Origin of the sequence: Cryobacterium mannosilyticum (assembly GCF_004402705.1) — a bacterium.
Classification (GTDB): domain Bacteria; phylum Actinomycetota; class Actinomycetes; order Actinomycetales; family Microbacteriaceae; genus Cryobacterium; species Cryobacterium mannosilyticum.
In genome coordinates, this window is the sequence record NZ_SOFM01000041.1 from 18405 (window position 1) to 33512 (window position 15108).

The following is a 15108-nucleotide window of genomic DNA, read 5'->3' on the forward strand; positions in this document are numbered from 1 at the left end:
CACCGCAGGACCGCCGACCGGTCAGCGGTCCGCGGCCGGCTCCCCGCTCGGTTCACCGGCCGGTTCCGTGACCGGCGACGCCATCGTCTCGACCGCGCCACCCGCGTCGATCACGGCCACGAGCGCCCTCGCCAGTCTCGGCCGGATCAGGTGGTCGTTGGCCTCGACCCGATGCATGGTGACGTGGCGCATCCGTTCGATCACCGTCATGCTGCCCAGCGCGATGAAGGCGTCCAGGGTGCCGTAGACCACGTCGACCGGCACCGTGAGGCTGGCGATGTCACTGACCACCGTCTGGGACTCGATGCAGTGCTCGAGGGACTTCACGAACGGGGTCCAGTTGCGCTCGGAGATCTCGAAGATCCCCTTCGGCAGCAGCCGGGAGATGATGGCCGCGTTGCTGATCGTGAAGTCCTTGTTCAGGCGCAGGAAATCGTAGGCACGCAGGTAGGCGCTCACCCGCGCCCGCACCCAGCGGTCGCCGATGTCGGAGGGCGAGATGTAGACCGGCGGCCCGACCAGCACCACCCGGGAGACCTGGCTGCGCCGGGACATCCGGGTGCGCGCCAACGACGCGTACCGGGCCACGATCAGGCTGCCGAGCGAGTGGCCGACGAGGATGATCGGCTCCCGCAGATTCAGGGACCGGACCGTGGCGTCGAGCGCTTCGACGTGGTCTTCGAGCCGGTATTCGCAGCCCTCGGGGGCCGGTGACTCGCCGAAACCGAGGATGTCGACGGCGATCACCCGGTGCCCGGGTACGAGCAAGGGCACGACCTCCCGGAAGGTCACCGACGACGACGCGATGCCGTGGACCAGGATCACGACCGGCCCGGAGCCCTCGTCAGTGGCGATGTGCAGGAGCGGTGGGCGTCGCCGGCGAAGCCGTTCGATCAGAGCCTTCCACCACGTCATGGTTCCAGTATCCTCGCCCGTGCCGGTTCCGTTCAGGCGGCCGAGATCCGATTGTGATTCGACTCCCAGAGAGCATTCAGACAGTGGCATCCACCCTGACCCTACAGTGGGGCCATGAAGCGCATCTCCGTTGTCGCATTGGCTATCGCCGTCCTGCTGCTGGCCGGTTGTTCCGCGCAGGGTGCGTCGACCTCGGGGTCGGGCCCGTCCAGTTCCGACTCATCCGGCGGCGTCGTCGGAGCCCCCCAGCCCGTCTCGCCCGACTCAGCCGTCAAGGACGGCACAACGGGTGAGATCAAGTCCTCCAACCGCGACGTGATCACGACGGGTTCGGTGTCGATCACCGTCGACGATCCGATCAAGTCCGCCCAGGATGCCGTGATGATCACCGAACAGGCGGGCGGACGCATCGACAGCCGCACCGAGAACCCGGCCACCCCGAACCAGCCGGCGAGCGCCACTCTGACCCTGCGCATCCCCTCTGACGAGCTCGACCGCACGCTCGCCGAGCTGAAGAAGCTCGGCACCGTCAATTTCGTCTCACTCAACGCATCGGATATCACCCAGCAGACCACCGATCTCGACGCCCGGATCACGTCGCTGAAGACCTCGGTCGACCGGCTGCTCACCCTGATGCAGCAGGCAACCAGCACCACCGACCTGATCGCCATCGAAAGCGCCCTGTCCGCCCGACAGAGCGAGCTCGAAGGGCTCCAGTCCCAGCGTGATTACCTCTCCGATCAGGTTGATTTTTCAACCATCAGCCTCGACCTCTACTCCACGGGCACGGTCGCTCCCGGCTCCCCCGACAGCTTCTGGACCGGAATCGTCGCCGGCTGGAACGCCCTCGTCGCGGCTCTGGGCGGCGCCCTGATCGGAATCGGCTTCGTCCTGCCCTGGCTGCTCGCGCTCGGCGCGGTCGCCGCAATCGTGCTGCTGATCGTCTGGCTGTCGACGAGGAAGCGCAAGGCTGCCTAGGCTGGAGTCTGTGACGACGTCCGACAGCCTCTCCCCGCTCGGCGACGACCTCCTCGAACGGATCCGTTCCCGGGCCCCCGGCCACGACCAGGCCAACACCTTCCCCACGGAGGACCTCGCCGAGCTCGCCGCCTGCGGCTACCTCCGCGCCCTCGTTCCGATCGAGTTCGGCGGCCTTGGCCGGAGCCTCCGCGACGTCGCCCGCGACCAGGTGCGCCTCGCCGCCCACGCCCCGGCGACGGCCCTCGCCGTCAACATGCACCTGGTCTGGACCGGCGTCGCCCGCACCCTGCACGACCGCGGCGACACCTCGCTCTCGTTCCTCCTGCACGAGGCCGGCACCGGGGAGATCTTCGGTTTCGGCGTGAGCGAGCCAGGCAACGACCTGGTCCTGACCGGTTCGATCACGGACGCCCGCCCGCAGCACGGCGGCGGCTACCGGTTCACCGGCACCAAGATCTTCACCACCCTCTCCCCCGCCTGGACCCGGCTCGGCACCATGGGGCTGGACACGACCTCCCCGGACGCACCGAAGATCGTCTGGACGTTCCTCGACCGCAGCGACCCCGGCATCACCCGCAAGGACGACTGGGACACGCTCGGCATGCGCGCCAGCCAGAGCCAGACCACCGTGCTCGACGGCGCCCTCGCCCGGCCCGACCGGGTGTTCCGCCGGCTCGATCCCGGGCCCAGCCGCGACCCGCTCATCTTCGCGATCTTCGCCAACTTCGAGATCCTCCTCGCCGCCGTGTACACCGGCATCGGCCGGCGCGCGGTCGAACTCGCCGTCGAAGCGGCCGAGCGACGCACCTCCCTGCGGCACGACGGGCGCAGCCTGGCCCAGGATCCGGACATCCGCTGGCGCGTCGCGGAGGCCGCCATCCTGATGGACGGCATCTACCCGCAGATCGACGCGCTCGCCGCCGATGTGGACACCCTCGTCGACCACGGCTCCCAGTGGTTCGCCCTGCTCTCCGGGCTCAAGCACCGTGCCACCGAGACTGCGAGGCTGACCGTCGACCAGGCCATCCGCGTGACCGGCGGCAGCAGCTACTACGCGGGCAACGAGCTCGGTCGGCTCTACCGGGACGTGCTCGCCGGCCTGTTCCACCCCTCCGACGCCGAATCCGCGCACTCCACGGTCGCGGCGGCCTGGCTGGGACCGATCGATGTCTGATCCGACGACCAGCATCGGCGTCTTCGACAACGCCGCCTACACCCGTTCGGTTCTGGACCTCACGATGCGCCTGGCCGAGGTCATCTTCGCCGCCGGCGCCGGCGCCGAGGACGCGACGGCCGCGATGGAGGCCATCACCCGCGCCTACGGGCTGAAGGGCACCGAGGCCAACATCACCCACACCATCATCACGCTCACCCACGAAGACCCGGGCACCCACGAGTCGATCACCCGCAGCCGCAACGTGAAGTACCGTTCGCTCAACTACGGCAAGCTCACCGCCACCTCCGAGCTGATCGTGGACCTGCTCGACCAGCCGATGGAGGTCTCGGACGCCCGCAAGGCCCTGGCCACCATTGTCAGCTCCAGGCCGCAGGTCCCGGCGCTCTACCGGCGCCTGGGCTGGAGCCTCGTCGGCGCCGGGGCCGCCGTGCTCATCGGCGGCGGGCCGATCGTGCTCGCGGCGGCGTTCGTCGCCACCTTCTTCATCGACATGATCACGACCGCCCTCGACCGGCGCCAGGCTCCGCTGTTCTACCAGAACGTCGTCGGCGGCGCGATCGGCCCGATCGTGGCCGCGATCGTGGCGTTGATCGACCCGACGGCGAACCCGTCCCTCGTCGTCATCGCGACCATCATCATGCTCCTCGCCGGGGTGACCACCTTCGGCGCGGTGCACGACACCCTCTCCGGGTTCTACCTGACCGGCACGGCGCGGCTGATGGAGGCGCTCCTGATCACCGGAGGGCTGGTCACCGGCGTCGCCGGCGCGTCACTGCTGCTCGCGCGGTTCGGCCTCCAGCTGAGGGTGGACGCCAACCTGACGCCGACCCTGGCCGACCTGCCGGTGCTGCTCGTGGCATCCATGGTCATCGTGATCGGTTTCGGCCTGGCCGTGCAGGTTCCCTGGCGCGCGTTCTGGGTGGTCTGCGTGCTCGGCGCCGTCGCCGAGTTCCTCTACCTGGCGGCCGCCTCCGCCGGTTTCGGGCTGGTCTGGTCGTCCGGTGCCAGCGCCATCGGCGTCGGCCTGGCCGCGGCGGTCGCCGCCCGGATCGTGCGCACACCCCCGCTGGTCATCGTCGTCACCTCGCTCGTGCCGCTCGTGCCCGGCCTGATCCTGTTCCGCGGCCTGCTGCAGCTCTCCGACGGCGACATCAACGGGCTGCTGAGCCTGCTGACGGCCGGCGCGGTCGCGGTCGCCCTGGCCGCGGGTGCCATCCTCTCCCAATACGTCGTTCAGTTCGTCTGGGGTCCGGCCAGGCGCCTGCAGCGTCGGTTCGTCGGCCCGCTGATGGCCCTGCCCGTGCGGCTCAGCCGCAGTCCGGGCAAGCGGATCTAGCTAGTTGGGCACGTCCGCTTCGCCCGCGGTATCGTGCAGATCTTCGACGTAGCGGTAGGAGATCGGTTCCTCGGTCACATGCCCGAGCTTGAATACGCGGCGAATAGTGGCGCCGTCCTCGGTGACCTCGAGAGTGACGGTCTGCTGGTAGCCGCCGTCGACGTATTCCAACTCCCGCTCCGTGCCGGCCGCGATCGGGTTGGCGCCGTAGAAGATTGCTCGGTAGGTGGTCTTCTCGTTCATGATCTCCCAATCTGTGTCGGTCAGGGTGTGTGCCGGTCGGGGTGTGTGGGTCAGGGTGTGCCGCTTCAGGATCGCCGGCCGCGGGTCGGCGGCTCGCTGCAGACAGACTACGACGGAGACGCACTATTGCACAGGGCGGAGCCGGAAGATGCCGAATCCGGCGAATCCGCGTATGGTCGAAGGCACGGTGCCGCTGGGGCTCGGATCGAAGGAGTACACATGGCTGACAAATCGCCCAAAAAAGACGCGACCAAGAAGGTTGCCGGAAAGTCCTTGAAGGAAAAGCGCGCCGACAAGCACGCCAAGTCCAACGAAACGGCTGAGAAGGCCCGCAAGGCCTAGCGCCTCCTCCATCATTACCGAGGGTGCCGCCACGTGTGTACGCGGCGGCACCTTTCCTGTGTCCGCCCCGCACGTCCGCGCGGTGGGCGCCGCCTTCGAAAGGATCCGATCGTGACGCTGCCCTTCGAGGACACCCTGGTCGGGTACCCCTCCGGCGAGACCGAGAACTCCACCACCGTCCTGCACTGCGAACGCCTCCCCGACGGTCGCCTCGCGGTGCTGCTGGAGCGCAGCTGCGTGCACCCGGTCGACGCCGGCTGGCCCGACCAGGGCGCCGACCGTGCCGTGCTCCGCGTCGCCGGAGCCGAACTGCCCGTGCTGGACTGCGTCGTCGGAGCGACGGACGGGGCCACGCTGCACCTCGGCCGGGAGATCCCGGTCGGCAAAGGCACCGAAGGCTGGGCGTTCGTCGTCGTGCACCTCCTGGCCGGCGACGCCGTCATCGCCGAGGGCGACCAGGCCGAGGCCGTCGTCGATCCCGGTCACCGTCGCCGGATATCCTCGGGGCACACCGGATGCCACCTGGCCTCGCTCGCGCTCAACCGCGCTCTCGCCGACCGGTGGAAGAAGGACACCCGGCCGGACGGCCTCGGCCACCCCGATTTCGACGGCGTGGCCATCGACGTGTCCCTGATCGGCGAGAACGGGTCCACCGACACCTACCGGCTCGGCAAGTCCCTGCGCCGCAAGGGCTTCGTCACCGACGGCTTCGTCGACGGTCTCGCCGCGGTGGAGGCCCAGGTCAACGCGAGCCTGGCCGAATGGATGGCCACGGGGGCGAGCGTGCGGATCGACCGCGACGGTGACCGCCTCACCGACCGCCGGTACTGGGGGCTCGAACTTCCCGGGCACACCGTGCGGATTCCGTGTGGCGGCACGCATCCGTCGTCGCTGTCAGAACTGGGTTCGGCACGGGTCGAGCTGTCGACCGCCGACGTCGACGGAACCACCGTGCTGACCATGGCCACGTTCGTCGGCTGACCGGCGTGCCGGCGGGTCGCGCACGTCATGGCTGACGGATCGGAACTGCCACGAGCATGAGACCTGGCACTGTGACACCGGCGAGGCCTCTTGGGCGACGCCCTCGGCAGCACCGTTTTCGAGGCCGCGCCCTCCAGCGAGCACACCGGCCGGGACACCGTGAACGGTGGCTCGGCCGGCTCCGGAGCTCGAGGGTCAGACGGCCTCGAGCACGCTGACGTAGTTGGCGACGCCGACGCCGCCCATGTTCTGCACGACGGCGCGGCGCGGCGCCGGAAGTTGCATGGCGCCGGCCGTGCCGGTGAGCTGCATGGCGGAGACGACGTGCTGGGAGACCCCGGTCGCGCCCACCGGGTGGCCCTTGGCCTTGAGCCCGCCGGAGATGTTGACCGGCATCCTCCCGTCGCGGTAGACCCAGCCCTCCTCGACCGCCCGGCGCCCCTCTCCGGGGGCGGTCAGCCCCATCACCTCGTACATGATCAACTCGGCGATGGTGAAACAGTCGTGCACCTCGGCGAAGTCGAGGTCGTCGAGCCCGACCCCCGCCATCCGCAGGGCACGTTCGAAGGAGACCCGGGTGGCCGCGAACTCCGTCGGGTCACGGCGCGCCGCCGGCAGGAAGTCGTTGGCGTGGCCGAAGCCGGCCAGACGCACCGGGTCGGTGGCGGCGCCGGCGGAGCGGGCCGTGCTGGTCGTGAGCACGAGGGCCGCGGCCCCGTCGGAGACCGGGGAACAGTCGGTGCGGCGAAGGGTTCCGGCCACGATCGGGTTCTTGTCCGAGACGGTCCGGCAAAAGTCCTCACCGAGGTCACGCCGCAACTGGGCGAACGGGTTGTCGACCCCGTTCCGGTGGTTCTTCGCGGCGATCGAGCCGAGCACGTCGCCGATGGCGCCGTACCGGTCCTCGTAGGCGCCGGCCACGACGGCGAAGAGCCCCGCGAAGCCCGACGTGGACTCTTGCCCGGCCAGGTCGTAGTCCGCGCCGAGGAGGGCCGAACCGACCAGTTCCGGCGACGCATCCGTCATTTTCTCCGCGCCGATCACGAGCACGGTGCGGGCGGTTCCGGCGAGGATCGCCTTGACGCCCTGCTGGAACGCGGCCGAGCCGGACGCGCAGGCGTTCTCGACCCGGGTGGCCGGCACATTGGCGAGCGCCGGGTCGGTCTGCAGCGCCAGCGACGATGGGAAACCCAGCGGGACCAGGCCGGAATTGAACTGGCCCAGGTAGATCTCGTCGATCTGGGCGGCGTCGACGCCGGAGTTCTCGATCGCCTCGGCGGCCACTCGCACGATCAGCGACTCGAGGGTGTCCTCGGTGAGCTTGCCGAACCGGCTGTGGCCCCAGCCGGTCAGGAGCACGTCCGTGCCGAATTGTTCCTTGAGACTCATTCGCCCACCACTCCCAGTATCGCGACGCTGAACGCCGACTCGGTCTTGTTGCGGATCTCTTCGACGCTCACGCCGGGCGCCAGCCGGCGGAGCACGAGGCCGGCGTCGGTGACGTCGAACACGGCCAGGTCGGAGATGATCCGGTCGACCACCGCGACGCCGGTCAGCGGCAGGGTGCAGGTCTCGACGATCTTCGGGGAGCCGTCCCTGGCCACATGCTCGGTCAGCACGACGACCCGAGGTGTCCCGGCAACCAGGTCCATCGCGCCGCCCATTCCCTTGACCATCTTCCCGGGAATGGTCCAGTTGGCGAGGTCGCCGGTGCCGGAGACCTGCATGGCCCCGAGGATGGCGACTTTCACGTGCCCGCCGCGGATCATCCCGAACGAGGTTGCGGAGTCGAAGATCGACGCCCCGGGCAGCAGCGTCACGGTCTGCTTGCCCGCATTGATCAGGTCGGCGTCCTCCTCCCCTTCCCACGGGAACGGCCCCATGCCGAGCAGGCCGTTCTCGCTCTGCAGCGTGACGCGGATGCCGGCCGGCAGGTTGTTGGCGACAAGGGTCGGGATGCCGATGCCCAGGTTGACGTAGTCGCCGTCGCTCAGTTCTTCGGCCGCGATCGCGGCCATTTCGTCTCTGGTCCAGGTCATTCTCATGCTCCTTGGTCGAAAATCTCAGGCCGGGTCAGGCGGACACTGCGGCGGGCCGGGACCGCACGGTGCGCTGCTCGATGTTCTTGGTGCGCCGGGTCGCCTGCACCAGCCGCTGCACGTAGACCCCGGGGGTCACGACGTGGTTCGGGTCGATGTCCCCCGGCGCAACGATGTGCTCGGCCTCGGCGACGGTGATGCGGCCGGCCGTCGCCACGATCGGGTTGAAGTTGCGGGCCGTGTAGCGGTAGACGAGGTTGCCCTCTGTGTCGGCGAGATGCGCGTGCACGAGCGCGACGTCCGCGATGATCGCGCGTTCCTGCAGATAGGTGACGCCGTCGAACTCGGCGAGTGGCTTGCCCTCGGCGATCAGGGTGCCGACCCCGGTTTTCGTGTAGAACGCGGGGATGCCGGCGCCGCCGGCCCGCAGGCGCTCAGCGAGCGTTCCCTGGGGGCTGAACTCCACCTCGAGCCGCCCGGCGAGCAGCTGCTCGGCAAAGAGCTTGTTCTCGCCCACGTAGGAGGCGATCACCTTCCGCACCTGTCCCGCGTCGAGCAGGCGGCCCAGTCCCAGTCCGTCGACGCCCATGTTGTTGGAGACGATGGTCAGTCCGGTCACCCCGGATGCCCGCACCGCGTCGATCAGGTCGGCCGGGATCCCGCTGAGCCCGAATCCGCCGACGGCCAGCACCATCCCGTCGCGCAACACATCACTGAGCGCGTCGGCGGCGCTGCCTGAAACCTTGGACATGGAATTCTCCTCATCGAGCAATTCTGCGTATCCACTTTGTGGACATGACGTCTGTCGGCAATGCTAGGCGGCGAATTGGACCGCTGTCAATCGCCTCAGATTCGCGAGAATTGCGATCATCCACTCCGTGAACAGTAGGCTCATTGATATCCACATTATGGACGTATGGGAGAAATTATGAGCGTCAACCAGGGCAGCCCCGTGCAGGGCGCGCAGGTCGTCGGGCGCATCGCCCTGCTGCTCCGACTGGTGGGGCGCAACCCGGCCGGCACCCCCCTGGCCGAGATCGTGCGCGATTCGGGCCTGACCAGACCCACCGTGCACCGCCTGCTCAGCTCGCTGGCGGCCGAAGGCATCCTGGACCACGACCCGATCAGCCACACCTGGCATTACGGGCCGGAGATCTTCGTGATGGGAGCTGTCGCGGCCCAGCGCTATCCGATCGAGGAGCTGGCCCGGCCCAGCCTGCAGCGCCTGGCCGAGGAGACCGGGGAGAGCGCGTTCCTGTCCATCCGGCGCGGCACTGAGACCGTCTGCCTCCTGCGGGAGGAGGGCAGCTTCCCGATCCGCTCCTTCGTGCTGCACGAGGGCGTGCGCTTCCCGCTCGGTGTCGCTTCGGCCGGGATCGCCATCCTGGCGTTCCTCCCCGAGGCGGAGGCCGAGCAGCTGCTCGTGCAGGATGAGGCCTTCGTCGCCCGGTGGGGAGAGCAGCATTCGCCCGACGCCATCCGCGCCAACCTCAGCCGCACCAGGGTGACCGGGTATTCGGTGAACCCCGGGCTCATCTTCGAGGGCAGCTGGGGCATGGGCGCCGCGATCTTCGACCGCGCCAACCGGCCGACCTGGGCGCTCTCCCTCACCGGGATCGAGCCGAGATTCCGGCCCGAGCGGCAGCAGGTGCTCGGGCAGCTTTTGCTCGAGGAGGCCAACCGGATCACCCGGCTCCTGCAGAAACCGGGCCTCCCCGGCGATCCCGGCTGAGACGAACGCACCGCGCCCGCGGTCGAGTCGTCAGAGATATCGTTCCGGGGCGACGGTCCCCAAGGTCACGAGCGCACGGGCAAGCATCTCCTCGATCCGCTCGGGGAGGTCTTCACGCGCGGAAAGGCGATTGGAGATCTCCTGGACGCCGTAGAAGTAGCCGACGAGGTGCCAGGCCTCCCGGTCGGCATCGAGCCCCTGGCGAACATCGCCGGCAGCCTCGGCCTCCCGCAGCAGCGCCCCGATGCGCGCGATCCACCCCACGTAGGGCGTCGGCAGCGTGACGGGAATCAGGTGGTACTCCCGCATCAGCCGAACCGCGGCCCGAACCTGCACGTCGTCGCGGAACGCTCCTGCGACGCTGCGGATCGACGCGACCACGGCTTCGAGCCCGTGAACGGTGTCGACTCCGAGCACATTGGCGAATGGCGCCTGGGAGAACGCGGAGCGCACAATCACCAGGGCAATGTCCGATTTCGCCTTGAAATGGTACTGAACCAGGCCCTTCCCGGTGGCCGACTTCTCGGCGATGAGGGCAATCGACGTGCCGGCGTACCCGCGGTCGGCGAGCTCGATCGCGGCGGCGGCGAGTATGCGCTCGCGAGTCTCCACGGAGCGAGCATCACTGCGAACCACCAGAACCTCCCCACATGTTGTACGATCGTACTAGTTCCGTGGTGAGATTCGATACTCGAATGACCGTGGGGGATTCAGGGGCCCGGGACGAAGCCGCCCCGGCCAGGCTCAAGGCCTGGCTGGGGCAGCGCTCCCCCTCGCCGAGCGCGGCGGTCGGCCACGGCGGAGAATCTCTCGACGCGCCGGCTGGGCGGGCGCGCATTCCGGCGTGTCGCACAAATCTCCGGTTCAACCTCGGGCTGCGGGCGAGGGAACGGCGACCACGGATGCCGCCGGGCCCGCATTCGCGGCACGAAGAAAGCCCCCGGTCTCCCGGGGGCTTTCTCATCGTGCTCGGTGGAGCTAAGGAGATTCGAACTCCTGACCTTCTCATTGCGAACGAGACGCGCTACCAACTGCGCCATAGCCCCTTACCGCTTATGCAGAATATCACGCGTGGGGACCGCGTTGGAGCAGACCTGCCGTCGCGTCGCGAATCGGAGCAGTCCCTGGGCCGAAAAGTCCGGCAGCGCGGAGCGTCAGCCGACGGCGCGGCGGCGGCGCAGCACGGCGTCGAGGTCGGTCATTCCCGGTGCGGTCTCGCCGACCACGCCCATCGACGCGAATCGGTTCGATGCGGCAGTGACGGCGGACGAGGCGGCGGGAGCGGTTGTGGGCGCGGCCACCCCGCGCTTGAGCGGCGTGACGGCTACCGCGAGCTGGGCGGCGCGTCTGGCCACCTCGGCCTCCGCGGCCGCCTTCCGGAGTCCGGCCGCGGCATCCGCCGACGCCATGGCCGTCTGGGCGATCGTGCCAGGGGCGAGGTGGAGGGGAAGCGGGAGCGGCTGGGGCGTCCAGGTCGGCGTGGCCACCGGGACCTCGTCGAACTGCACCGGTTCGAACCGCTGGCCGGCCCTGGCCGGCACTTCCTCGTATTCGCCACCGGAGCCGCTGACGCGGAGCCGGGACGCGCGCCGGGTTGTGCGAGCCAGTCGCGACAGGGCCCCGAAGGCGAGGGCAGCCGCAGCCGCGCCGACGGCAGCCAGCGTCCAGGGGCCGCCTGCCACGGCGGACGGCACGCCACTGACCAGGAGCACGACACCGACGAGCAGGACAAGGGTGGAGAGCGCCCGACCGCGACGAAGCCGCCGGGAGCGCAGGAGGTGAGCTGAAATGGGAGGTCCTCGCCTTTCCGAACGATTGACTGCGGCCCGCGCCGCCGTGTCGCGACGCTCGGCGGCCGCGGCATCCGCCACCGCACGTCGCTCGGCCGTCGCGGCGCCTGCCACGGCGCGCGCCTCTGCCCTGGCGTCGTCTTCGGCCTGGGCCAGCAGCTTGCGCTGGGAGACCACGGTGCGAGCGTTCGCTTCGAGGCGGACCTGTTGGGGCACTTCCGAGGTCTCCGCGAGGATGCGCAGCGTCTGCTGCAGCCGAACGGCGTTCCGCTCGGTGGTCACATATTGATGCCGGCGCGCCCAGGTCGGCATGAGATAGGCCACCCAGAGGGCAGCGGCGACCGCCACCATCACTCCCCCACCCAGGACCTCGCTACTCATGCTGTCTACGCTAGGAGCGCAGCGCCCCTCCGGAGCTGATTACCGAGGGTGTGTCACCGAGATCGGCCGAATTCATCGGTCGCTGATCGGCAGCGGATGCGCCGCCGCGGCCCGGTCCAGCACGCTCACCATTGCGGCCTCCGGGGAGACCGCGCCCTCACGCCAGCGGCGCAGCACGCCCTGCCGAACCTCTTCGGCCACGAGGGCGAAGCAATAGTGGTCGCGCCAGTCGCCGTTGATGTGGATGTACCGGCGGCGCAGGCCCTCGTAGCGGAAACCGAGCTTCTCGACCACCCGCAGCGACGGGGCGTTCTCCGGGCGAATACAGATCTCCATCCGGTGCAGGCCGAGCTGCCCGAAACAGTAGTCCGTGGCCAGGGCGACGGCGATCGGCGTGATCGCCTTGCCGGCAAACCGTTCTCCGACCCAATAACCGATGGTCGCCGACGACAGCGAACCCCAGGTGATCGAAGACACGTTCAGCTGGCCGGCGAGCTCGCCCTCGTACTCGATCAGGAACGGCAGGCCGTGCCCGCTGCGCGAGTGCGAGAGCAGGCTTCGGATGCTGGACCTCGTGTCGAAGGACATCGGCGCGTACGGGCTGGTCGCCTCCCACTTTCGCAGCCAGCCGCGGTTCTCCATCAACGCCTGCTCGAGCGTCTTGTCGTCGCGCAGCCGCACGGGGCGCAACGTCACTTCACCCTCGTGAAGCGTCGGAATCGCGATCGCCACTGCCTGTCCGTCTCCTCATGCCCGATGGTGTGTCACAAATGTAGCCGACCCGCCGCGGCCGCCGCGCCTCCGTTCTCGCGGCTCAGTCGAGGGTGGCGACGAAGTCGTGCAACCAGGGGCGGAGGTCGGGACCGAGGTCGTCGCGGTCCACGGCGAGCTGCACGATGGCCTTGATGTAGTCGAGGCGGTCGCCGGTGTCGTACCGGCGGCCCCGGAAGATGACGCCGTAGACGCCGCCCGTGGTCTCGGGGGTGGCGGCCATCTCCTGCAGGGCGTCGGTGAGCTGGATCTCGTTGCCCTTGCCCGGCTGGGTGTGCTCGAGCACGTCGAACACCTCGGGGCGGAGCACGTACCGGCCGATGATGGCCAGGTTCGACGGGGCATCCGCCGCGCTGGGCTTCTCGACCAGGCCGGTCACTCGCACCACGTCGGGGTCGTCGGTCGGCTCGACCGCGGCCGCACCGTAGAGGTGGATCTGCGACGGGTCCACCTCCATCAGCGCGACGATGCTCGCATTGCGGTTGCCCTGTTCGGTGAGCATCTTCGCCAGCAGCGGGTCGCGGGCGTCGATGATGTCGTCACCGAGCAGCACCGCGAACGGCTGGTCGCCGACGTGCATCTTCGCCCGGAGCACCGCATGGCCCAGGCCCAGCGGGTCACCCTGGCGCACGTAGTGGATGTCGGCGAGCTTGGTGGCGTGGTTGACCTTCTCAAGGCGGCTCTGGTCGCCCTTCTTCTCCAGGATCGCCTCGAGTTCGGTCATCCGGTCGAAGTGGTTTTCGAGGGCGTTCTTGTTGCGCCCGGTGATCATCAGCACATCGTGGAGGCCGGCGGCCACCGATTCCTCGACGACGTACTGGATCGCCGGCTTGTCGACCACGGGGAGCATCTCCTTGGGCATCGCCTTGGTGGCAGGCAGGAACCGGGTGCCCAGGCCCGCGGCGGGAATGACAGCTTTAGTGATTCGAGTACCCATGCCCCTAACGCTATCGGCATCTAGGATGACTTGTATGGACTCCGACATCGCTCACCGAAAGCGGGCGCTCCGCGCCGAGTTGCGGGAGCGCCGCCAGAACATGACGTCTGCGGAACGGGATGCCGCCACCGCCGGGTTCACCGAGAACCTCCAGAACACCGTCCTGGACCTCTCCGCCCGGTCCATTTCCTGCTACTTGTCCGCCCGCAACGAGCCGAACACCCGCCCGTTCGTGAACTGGGCCGAGGCCCAGGGCATCAAGGTGCTGTTCCCCGTCTCCCGTGACGACGGTCTGCTCGACTGGACCGTCGGGGAGGACCAAACCGAGGTCGAGGGTCTCGCCGGCGTTCCGGAGCCGGCCGGCGAGTTGCTGGGTCCGATCGCAATCAACGACGTCGACCTGATCATCGTGCCGGCGGCGGCTGTCGACCGCAGCGGCCTGCGGATGGGCTGGGGCCGCGGCTACTACGACAAGACCCTCGGGTCGATGGAGAAGTGCCCCCCGGTCTACGCCGTCGTCTTCGACGGCGAGTACCTCGACGAGGTGCCCCGCGAAGTACACGACCAGCCCGTCGACGGCCTGGTCACCCCCACCCGAATCATCGCTTTCTAACCCCCGAACCATTCTCACAATCGGAGACCCACGTTCCGCATGCGGCACGGGTCCCACAGCCGGAGTTCCAGTGCCTACCTATTCCTACCGTTGCACCGAGTGCGACACCGCCTTCGATATCCAGCAGGCCTTCACCGATGACACGTTGACCGAGTGCCCCAACTGCGGCGGTAAGCTCCGCAAGGTGTTCTCATCGATCGGCGTGAGCTTCACGGGGTCCGGCTTCTACCAGAACGACGCCCGGTCCGACGCGAAGTCGGCTCAGCAGGCCAAGTCGAAACCGTCCTCCACCCCAACCGAGAAAAGCCACACCGCGCCCGCGAAAGCGGAGACGAAGTCCCCGGCCGCTGCCTCACCCACCACCATCAAGAGCGCGCCGACTCCGGCCGCCAACTGAGGAGCTTCGACCATGATCAACGGTTTCAAAGAATTCGTCATGCGCGGCAACGTCATCGACCTGGCAGTCGCCGTCGTCATCGGCGCGGCGTTCACCGCGGTCGTGACCGCCATCGTGGAGGGACTCTTCACCCCGCTGATCGGCGCCATCTTCAACGCGGACAGTCTGAAGACCGCGCTCCTGGTCGGCCTGCCGGGTGGCGGAAACCTGGCCTTCGGCCTCGTGCTCTCGGCCATCATCAACTTCCTGTTGATCGCCGCCGTGGTGTACTTCGTCTTCGTGCTGCCGATCAACCGCATGAAGGAAGCCCAGGAGCGCCGTCGCGCCGCCCTGGCCCCCGCCGGCGCCGCGACGGCGGCTCCGCTCACCGAGCTCGACCTGCTCGCGGAGATCCGCGATCTGCTCGCCACCGAAGCACCCAAGGCGCCGTAGCCGAACGGCGTCGGCGCGGCAGAACCGCGTCGACGCCGATC

At 68.8% G+C, this 15108-nt stretch carries 18 protein-coding genes and 1 tRNA gene; 9 read left to right on the forward strand and 10 right to left on the reverse strand.

The genetic code is table 11. The features are described from left to right. Nucleotides 1-21 precede the first annotated feature (21 nt). Entirely contained in the window at nt 22-915 is an 894-nt protein-coding gene (locus E3O32_RS13110) for an alpha/beta fold hydrolase (RefSeq protein ID WP_134510218.1), read from the reverse strand. Nucleotides 916-1029: 114 nt separating this feature from the next. Between E3O32_RS13110 and E3O32_RS13115 the strand changes: the two genes are divergently transcribed. Genes E3O32_RS13115 through E3O32_RS13125 form a run of 3 tightly spaced genes read left to right on the forward strand, consistent with a single transcriptional unit; the run spans nt 1030 to nt 4409 of the window. Then, complete coding sequence (locus tag E3O32_RS13115; RefSeq protein ID WP_134510220.1) at nt 1030-1893, forward strand: DUF4349 domain-containing protein; 864 nt, start codon at nt 1030-1032, stop codon at nt 1891-1893. Nucleotides 1894-1903: 10 nt separating this feature from the next. After that, nucleotides 1904-3070: an acyl-CoA dehydrogenase family protein gene (locus tag E3O32_RS13120; protein ID WP_174776516.1), complete on the forward strand. Its 1167-nt coding sequence runs from the start codon at nt 1904-1906 to the stop codon at nt 3068-3070. Continuing rightward, on the forward strand, nt 3063-4409 hold the full coding sequence (locus tag E3O32_RS13125) for a threonine/serine exporter family protein (RefSeq protein WP_134510224.1): 1347 nt from the start codon (nt 3063-3065) through the stop codon (nt 4407-4409). The genes E3O32_RS13120 and E3O32_RS13125 overlap by 8 nt, the downstream gene beginning before the upstream one ends. Here the strand turns inward: E3O32_RS13125 and E3O32_RS13130 are convergent, their stop codons facing one another. Beyond that, complete coding sequence (locus E3O32_RS13130; RefSeq protein WP_134510226.1) at nt 4410-4652, reverse strand: hypothetical protein; 243 nt, start codon at nt 4650-4652, stop codon at nt 4410-4412. A gap of 219 nt (nt 4653-4871) precedes the next feature. Between E3O32_RS13130 and E3O32_RS17730 the strand changes: the two genes are divergently transcribed. Together E3O32_RS17730 and E3O32_RS13135 are read left to right on the forward strand one after the other, a co-directional pair. Then, nucleotides 4872-4994, forward strand: coding sequence for a hypothetical protein (locus E3O32_RS17730; RefSeq protein WP_255453709.1), 123 nt, complete (start codon nt 4872-4874; stop codon nt 4992-4994). Nucleotides 4995-5105: 111 nt separating this feature from the next. Then, nucleotides 5106-5975 carry an alanyl-tRNA editing protein gene (locus E3O32_RS13135; protein WP_134510228.1) on the forward strand — a complete coding sequence of 290 codons (870 nt, stop codon included), beginning with the start codon at nt 5106-5108 and terminating at the stop codon, nt 5973-5975. 195 nt (nt 5976-6170) lie between these two features. Here the strand turns inward: E3O32_RS13135 and E3O32_RS13140 are convergent, their stop codons facing one another. Genes E3O32_RS13140 through E3O32_RS13150 form a run of 3 tightly spaced genes read right to left on the reverse strand, consistent with a single transcriptional unit; the run spans nt 6171 to nt 8765 of the window. Further along, complete coding sequence (locus tag E3O32_RS13140; protein WP_134510230.1) at nt 6171-7364, reverse strand: acetyl-CoA acetyltransferase; 1194 nt, start codon at nt 7362-7364, stop codon at nt 6171-6173. After that, nucleotides 7361-8014, reverse strand: a complete 654-nt coding sequence (locus E3O32_RS13145; protein WP_134510232.1) for a CoA transferase subunit B — start codon at nt 8012-8014, stop codon at nt 7361-7363. Before E3O32_RS13145 ends, E3O32_RS13140 begins: the two co-directional genes overlap by 4 nt. A 34-nt stretch (nt 8015-8048) precedes the next feature. Next, entirely contained in the window at nt 8049-8765 is a 717-nt protein-coding gene (locus E3O32_RS13150; protein ID WP_134510234.1) for a CoA transferase subunit A, read from the reverse strand. Between the two features lie 177 nt (nt 8766-8942). Between E3O32_RS13150 and E3O32_RS13155 the strand changes: the two genes are divergently transcribed. Continuing rightward, nucleotides 8943-9746, forward strand: a complete 804-nt coding sequence (locus E3O32_RS13155) for an IclR family transcriptional regulator (protein WP_134510236.1) — start codon at nt 8943-8945, stop codon at nt 9744-9746. 30 nt (nt 9747-9776) lie between these two features. Here the strand turns inward: E3O32_RS13155 and E3O32_RS13160 are convergent, their stop codons facing one another. From E3O32_RS13160 to galU, 5 genes are all read right to left on the reverse strand, one after another. Continuing rightward, a complete protein-coding gene (locus E3O32_RS13160) occupies nt 9777-10358 on the reverse strand; it encodes a TetR/AcrR family transcriptional regulator (RefSeq protein ID WP_166790854.1) in 582 nt (193 codons plus the stop codon). Between the two features lie 361 nt (nt 10359-10719). Beyond that, nucleotides 10720-10792, reverse strand: a tRNA-Ala gene (locus tag E3O32_RS13165). A gap of 108 nt (nt 10793-10900) precedes the next feature. Then, nucleotides 10901-11917, reverse strand: a complete 1017-nt coding sequence (locus tag E3O32_RS13170) for a hypothetical protein (RefSeq protein ID WP_134510240.1) — start codon at nt 11915-11917, stop codon at nt 10901-10903. Between the two features lie 72 nt (nt 11918-11989). Further along, entirely contained in the window at nt 11990-12649 is a 660-nt protein-coding gene (locus E3O32_RS13175) for a GNAT family N-acetyltransferase (protein WP_134510242.1), read from the reverse strand. An 82-nt stretch (nt 12650-12731) separates the two neighbouring features. Continuing rightward, complete coding sequence (gene galU, locus E3O32_RS13180; protein WP_134510244.1) at nt 12732-13625, reverse strand: UTP--glucose-1-phosphate uridylyltransferase GalU; 894 nt, start codon at nt 13623-13625, stop codon at nt 12732-12734. 34 nt (nt 13626-13659) lie between these two features. Between galU and E3O32_RS13185 the strand changes: the two genes are divergently transcribed. The 3 genes from E3O32_RS13185 to mscL all read left to right on the forward strand — a co-directional run bounded on the left by E3O32_RS13185 (nt 13660) and on the right by mscL (nt 15067). Further along, the gene (locus tag E3O32_RS13185; protein WP_134510246.1) at nt 13660-14238 is read left to right on the forward strand and encodes a 5-formyltetrahydrofolate cyclo-ligase; all 579 of its coding nucleotides are present in this window, start codon (nt 13660-13662) and stop codon (nt 14236-14238) included. Between the two features lie 70 nt (nt 14239-14308). Then, entirely contained in the window at nt 14309-14635 is a 327-nt protein-coding gene (locus tag E3O32_RS13190; protein WP_134510248.1) for an FmdB family zinc ribbon protein, read from the forward strand. Nucleotides 14636-14647: 12 nt separating this feature from the next. Further along, a complete protein-coding gene (gene mscL, locus E3O32_RS13195) occupies nt 14648-15067 on the forward strand; it encodes a large conductance mechanosensitive channel protein MscL (protein WP_134510249.1) in 420 nt (139 codons plus the stop codon). The last annotated feature ends 41 nt before the right edge of the window (nt 15068-15108 follow it).

Bases quoted from the DNA above. Each gene is read 5' to 3' on its own strand.
- galU (WP_134510244.1), bottom strand. From the start codon at position 13,625: ATGGGTACTCGAATCACTAAAGCTGTCATTCCCGCCGCGGGCCTGGGC.
- E3O32_RS13140 (WP_134510230.1), bottom strand. From the start codon at position 7,364: ATGAGTCTCAAGGAACAATTCGGCACGGACGTGCTCCTGACCGGCTGG.
- E3O32_RS13115 (WP_134510220.1), top strand. From the start codon at position 1,030: ATGAAGCGCATCTCCGTTGTCGCATTGGCTATCGCCGTCCTGCTGCTG.
- E3O32_RS13145 (WP_134510232.1), bottom strand. From the start codon at position 8,014: ATGACCTGGACCAGAGACGAAATGGCCGCGATCGCGGCCGAAGAACTG.
- E3O32_RS17730 (WP_255453709.1), top strand. From the start codon at position 4,872: ATGGCTGACAAATCGCCCAAAAAAGACGCGACCAAGAAGGTTGCCGGA.
- E3O32_RS13130 (WP_134510226.1), bottom strand. From the start codon at position 4,652: ATGAACGAGAAGACCACCTACCGAGCAATCTTCTACGGCGCCAACCCG.
- E3O32_RS13155 (WP_134510236.1), top strand. From the start codon at position 8,943: ATGAGCGTCAACCAGGGCAGCCCCGTGCAGGGCGCGCAGGTCGTCGGG.
- E3O32_RS13170 (WP_134510240.1), bottom strand. From the start codon at position 11,917: ATGAGTAGCGAGGTCCTGGGTGGGGGAGTGATGGTGGCGGTCGCCGCT.
- E3O32_RS13125 (WP_134510224.1), top strand. From the start codon at position 3,063: ATGTCTGATCCGACGACCAGCATCGGCGTCTTCGACAACGCCGCCTAC.
- E3O32_RS13150 (WP_134510234.1), bottom strand. From the start codon at position 8,765: ATGTCCAAGGTTTCAGGCAGCGCCGCCGACGCGCTCAGTGATGTGTTG.
- E3O32_RS13185 (WP_134510246.1), top strand. From the start codon at position 13,660: ATGGACTCCGACATCGCTCACCGAAAGCGGGCGCTCCGCGCCGAGTTG.
- mscL (WP_134510249.1), top strand. From the start codon at position 14,648: ATGATCAACGGTTTCAAAGAATTCGTCATGCGCGGCAACGTCATCGAC.
- E3O32_RS13110 (WP_134510218.1), bottom strand. From the start codon at position 915: ATGACGTGGTGGAAGGCTCTGATCGAACGGCTTCGCCGGCGACGCCCA.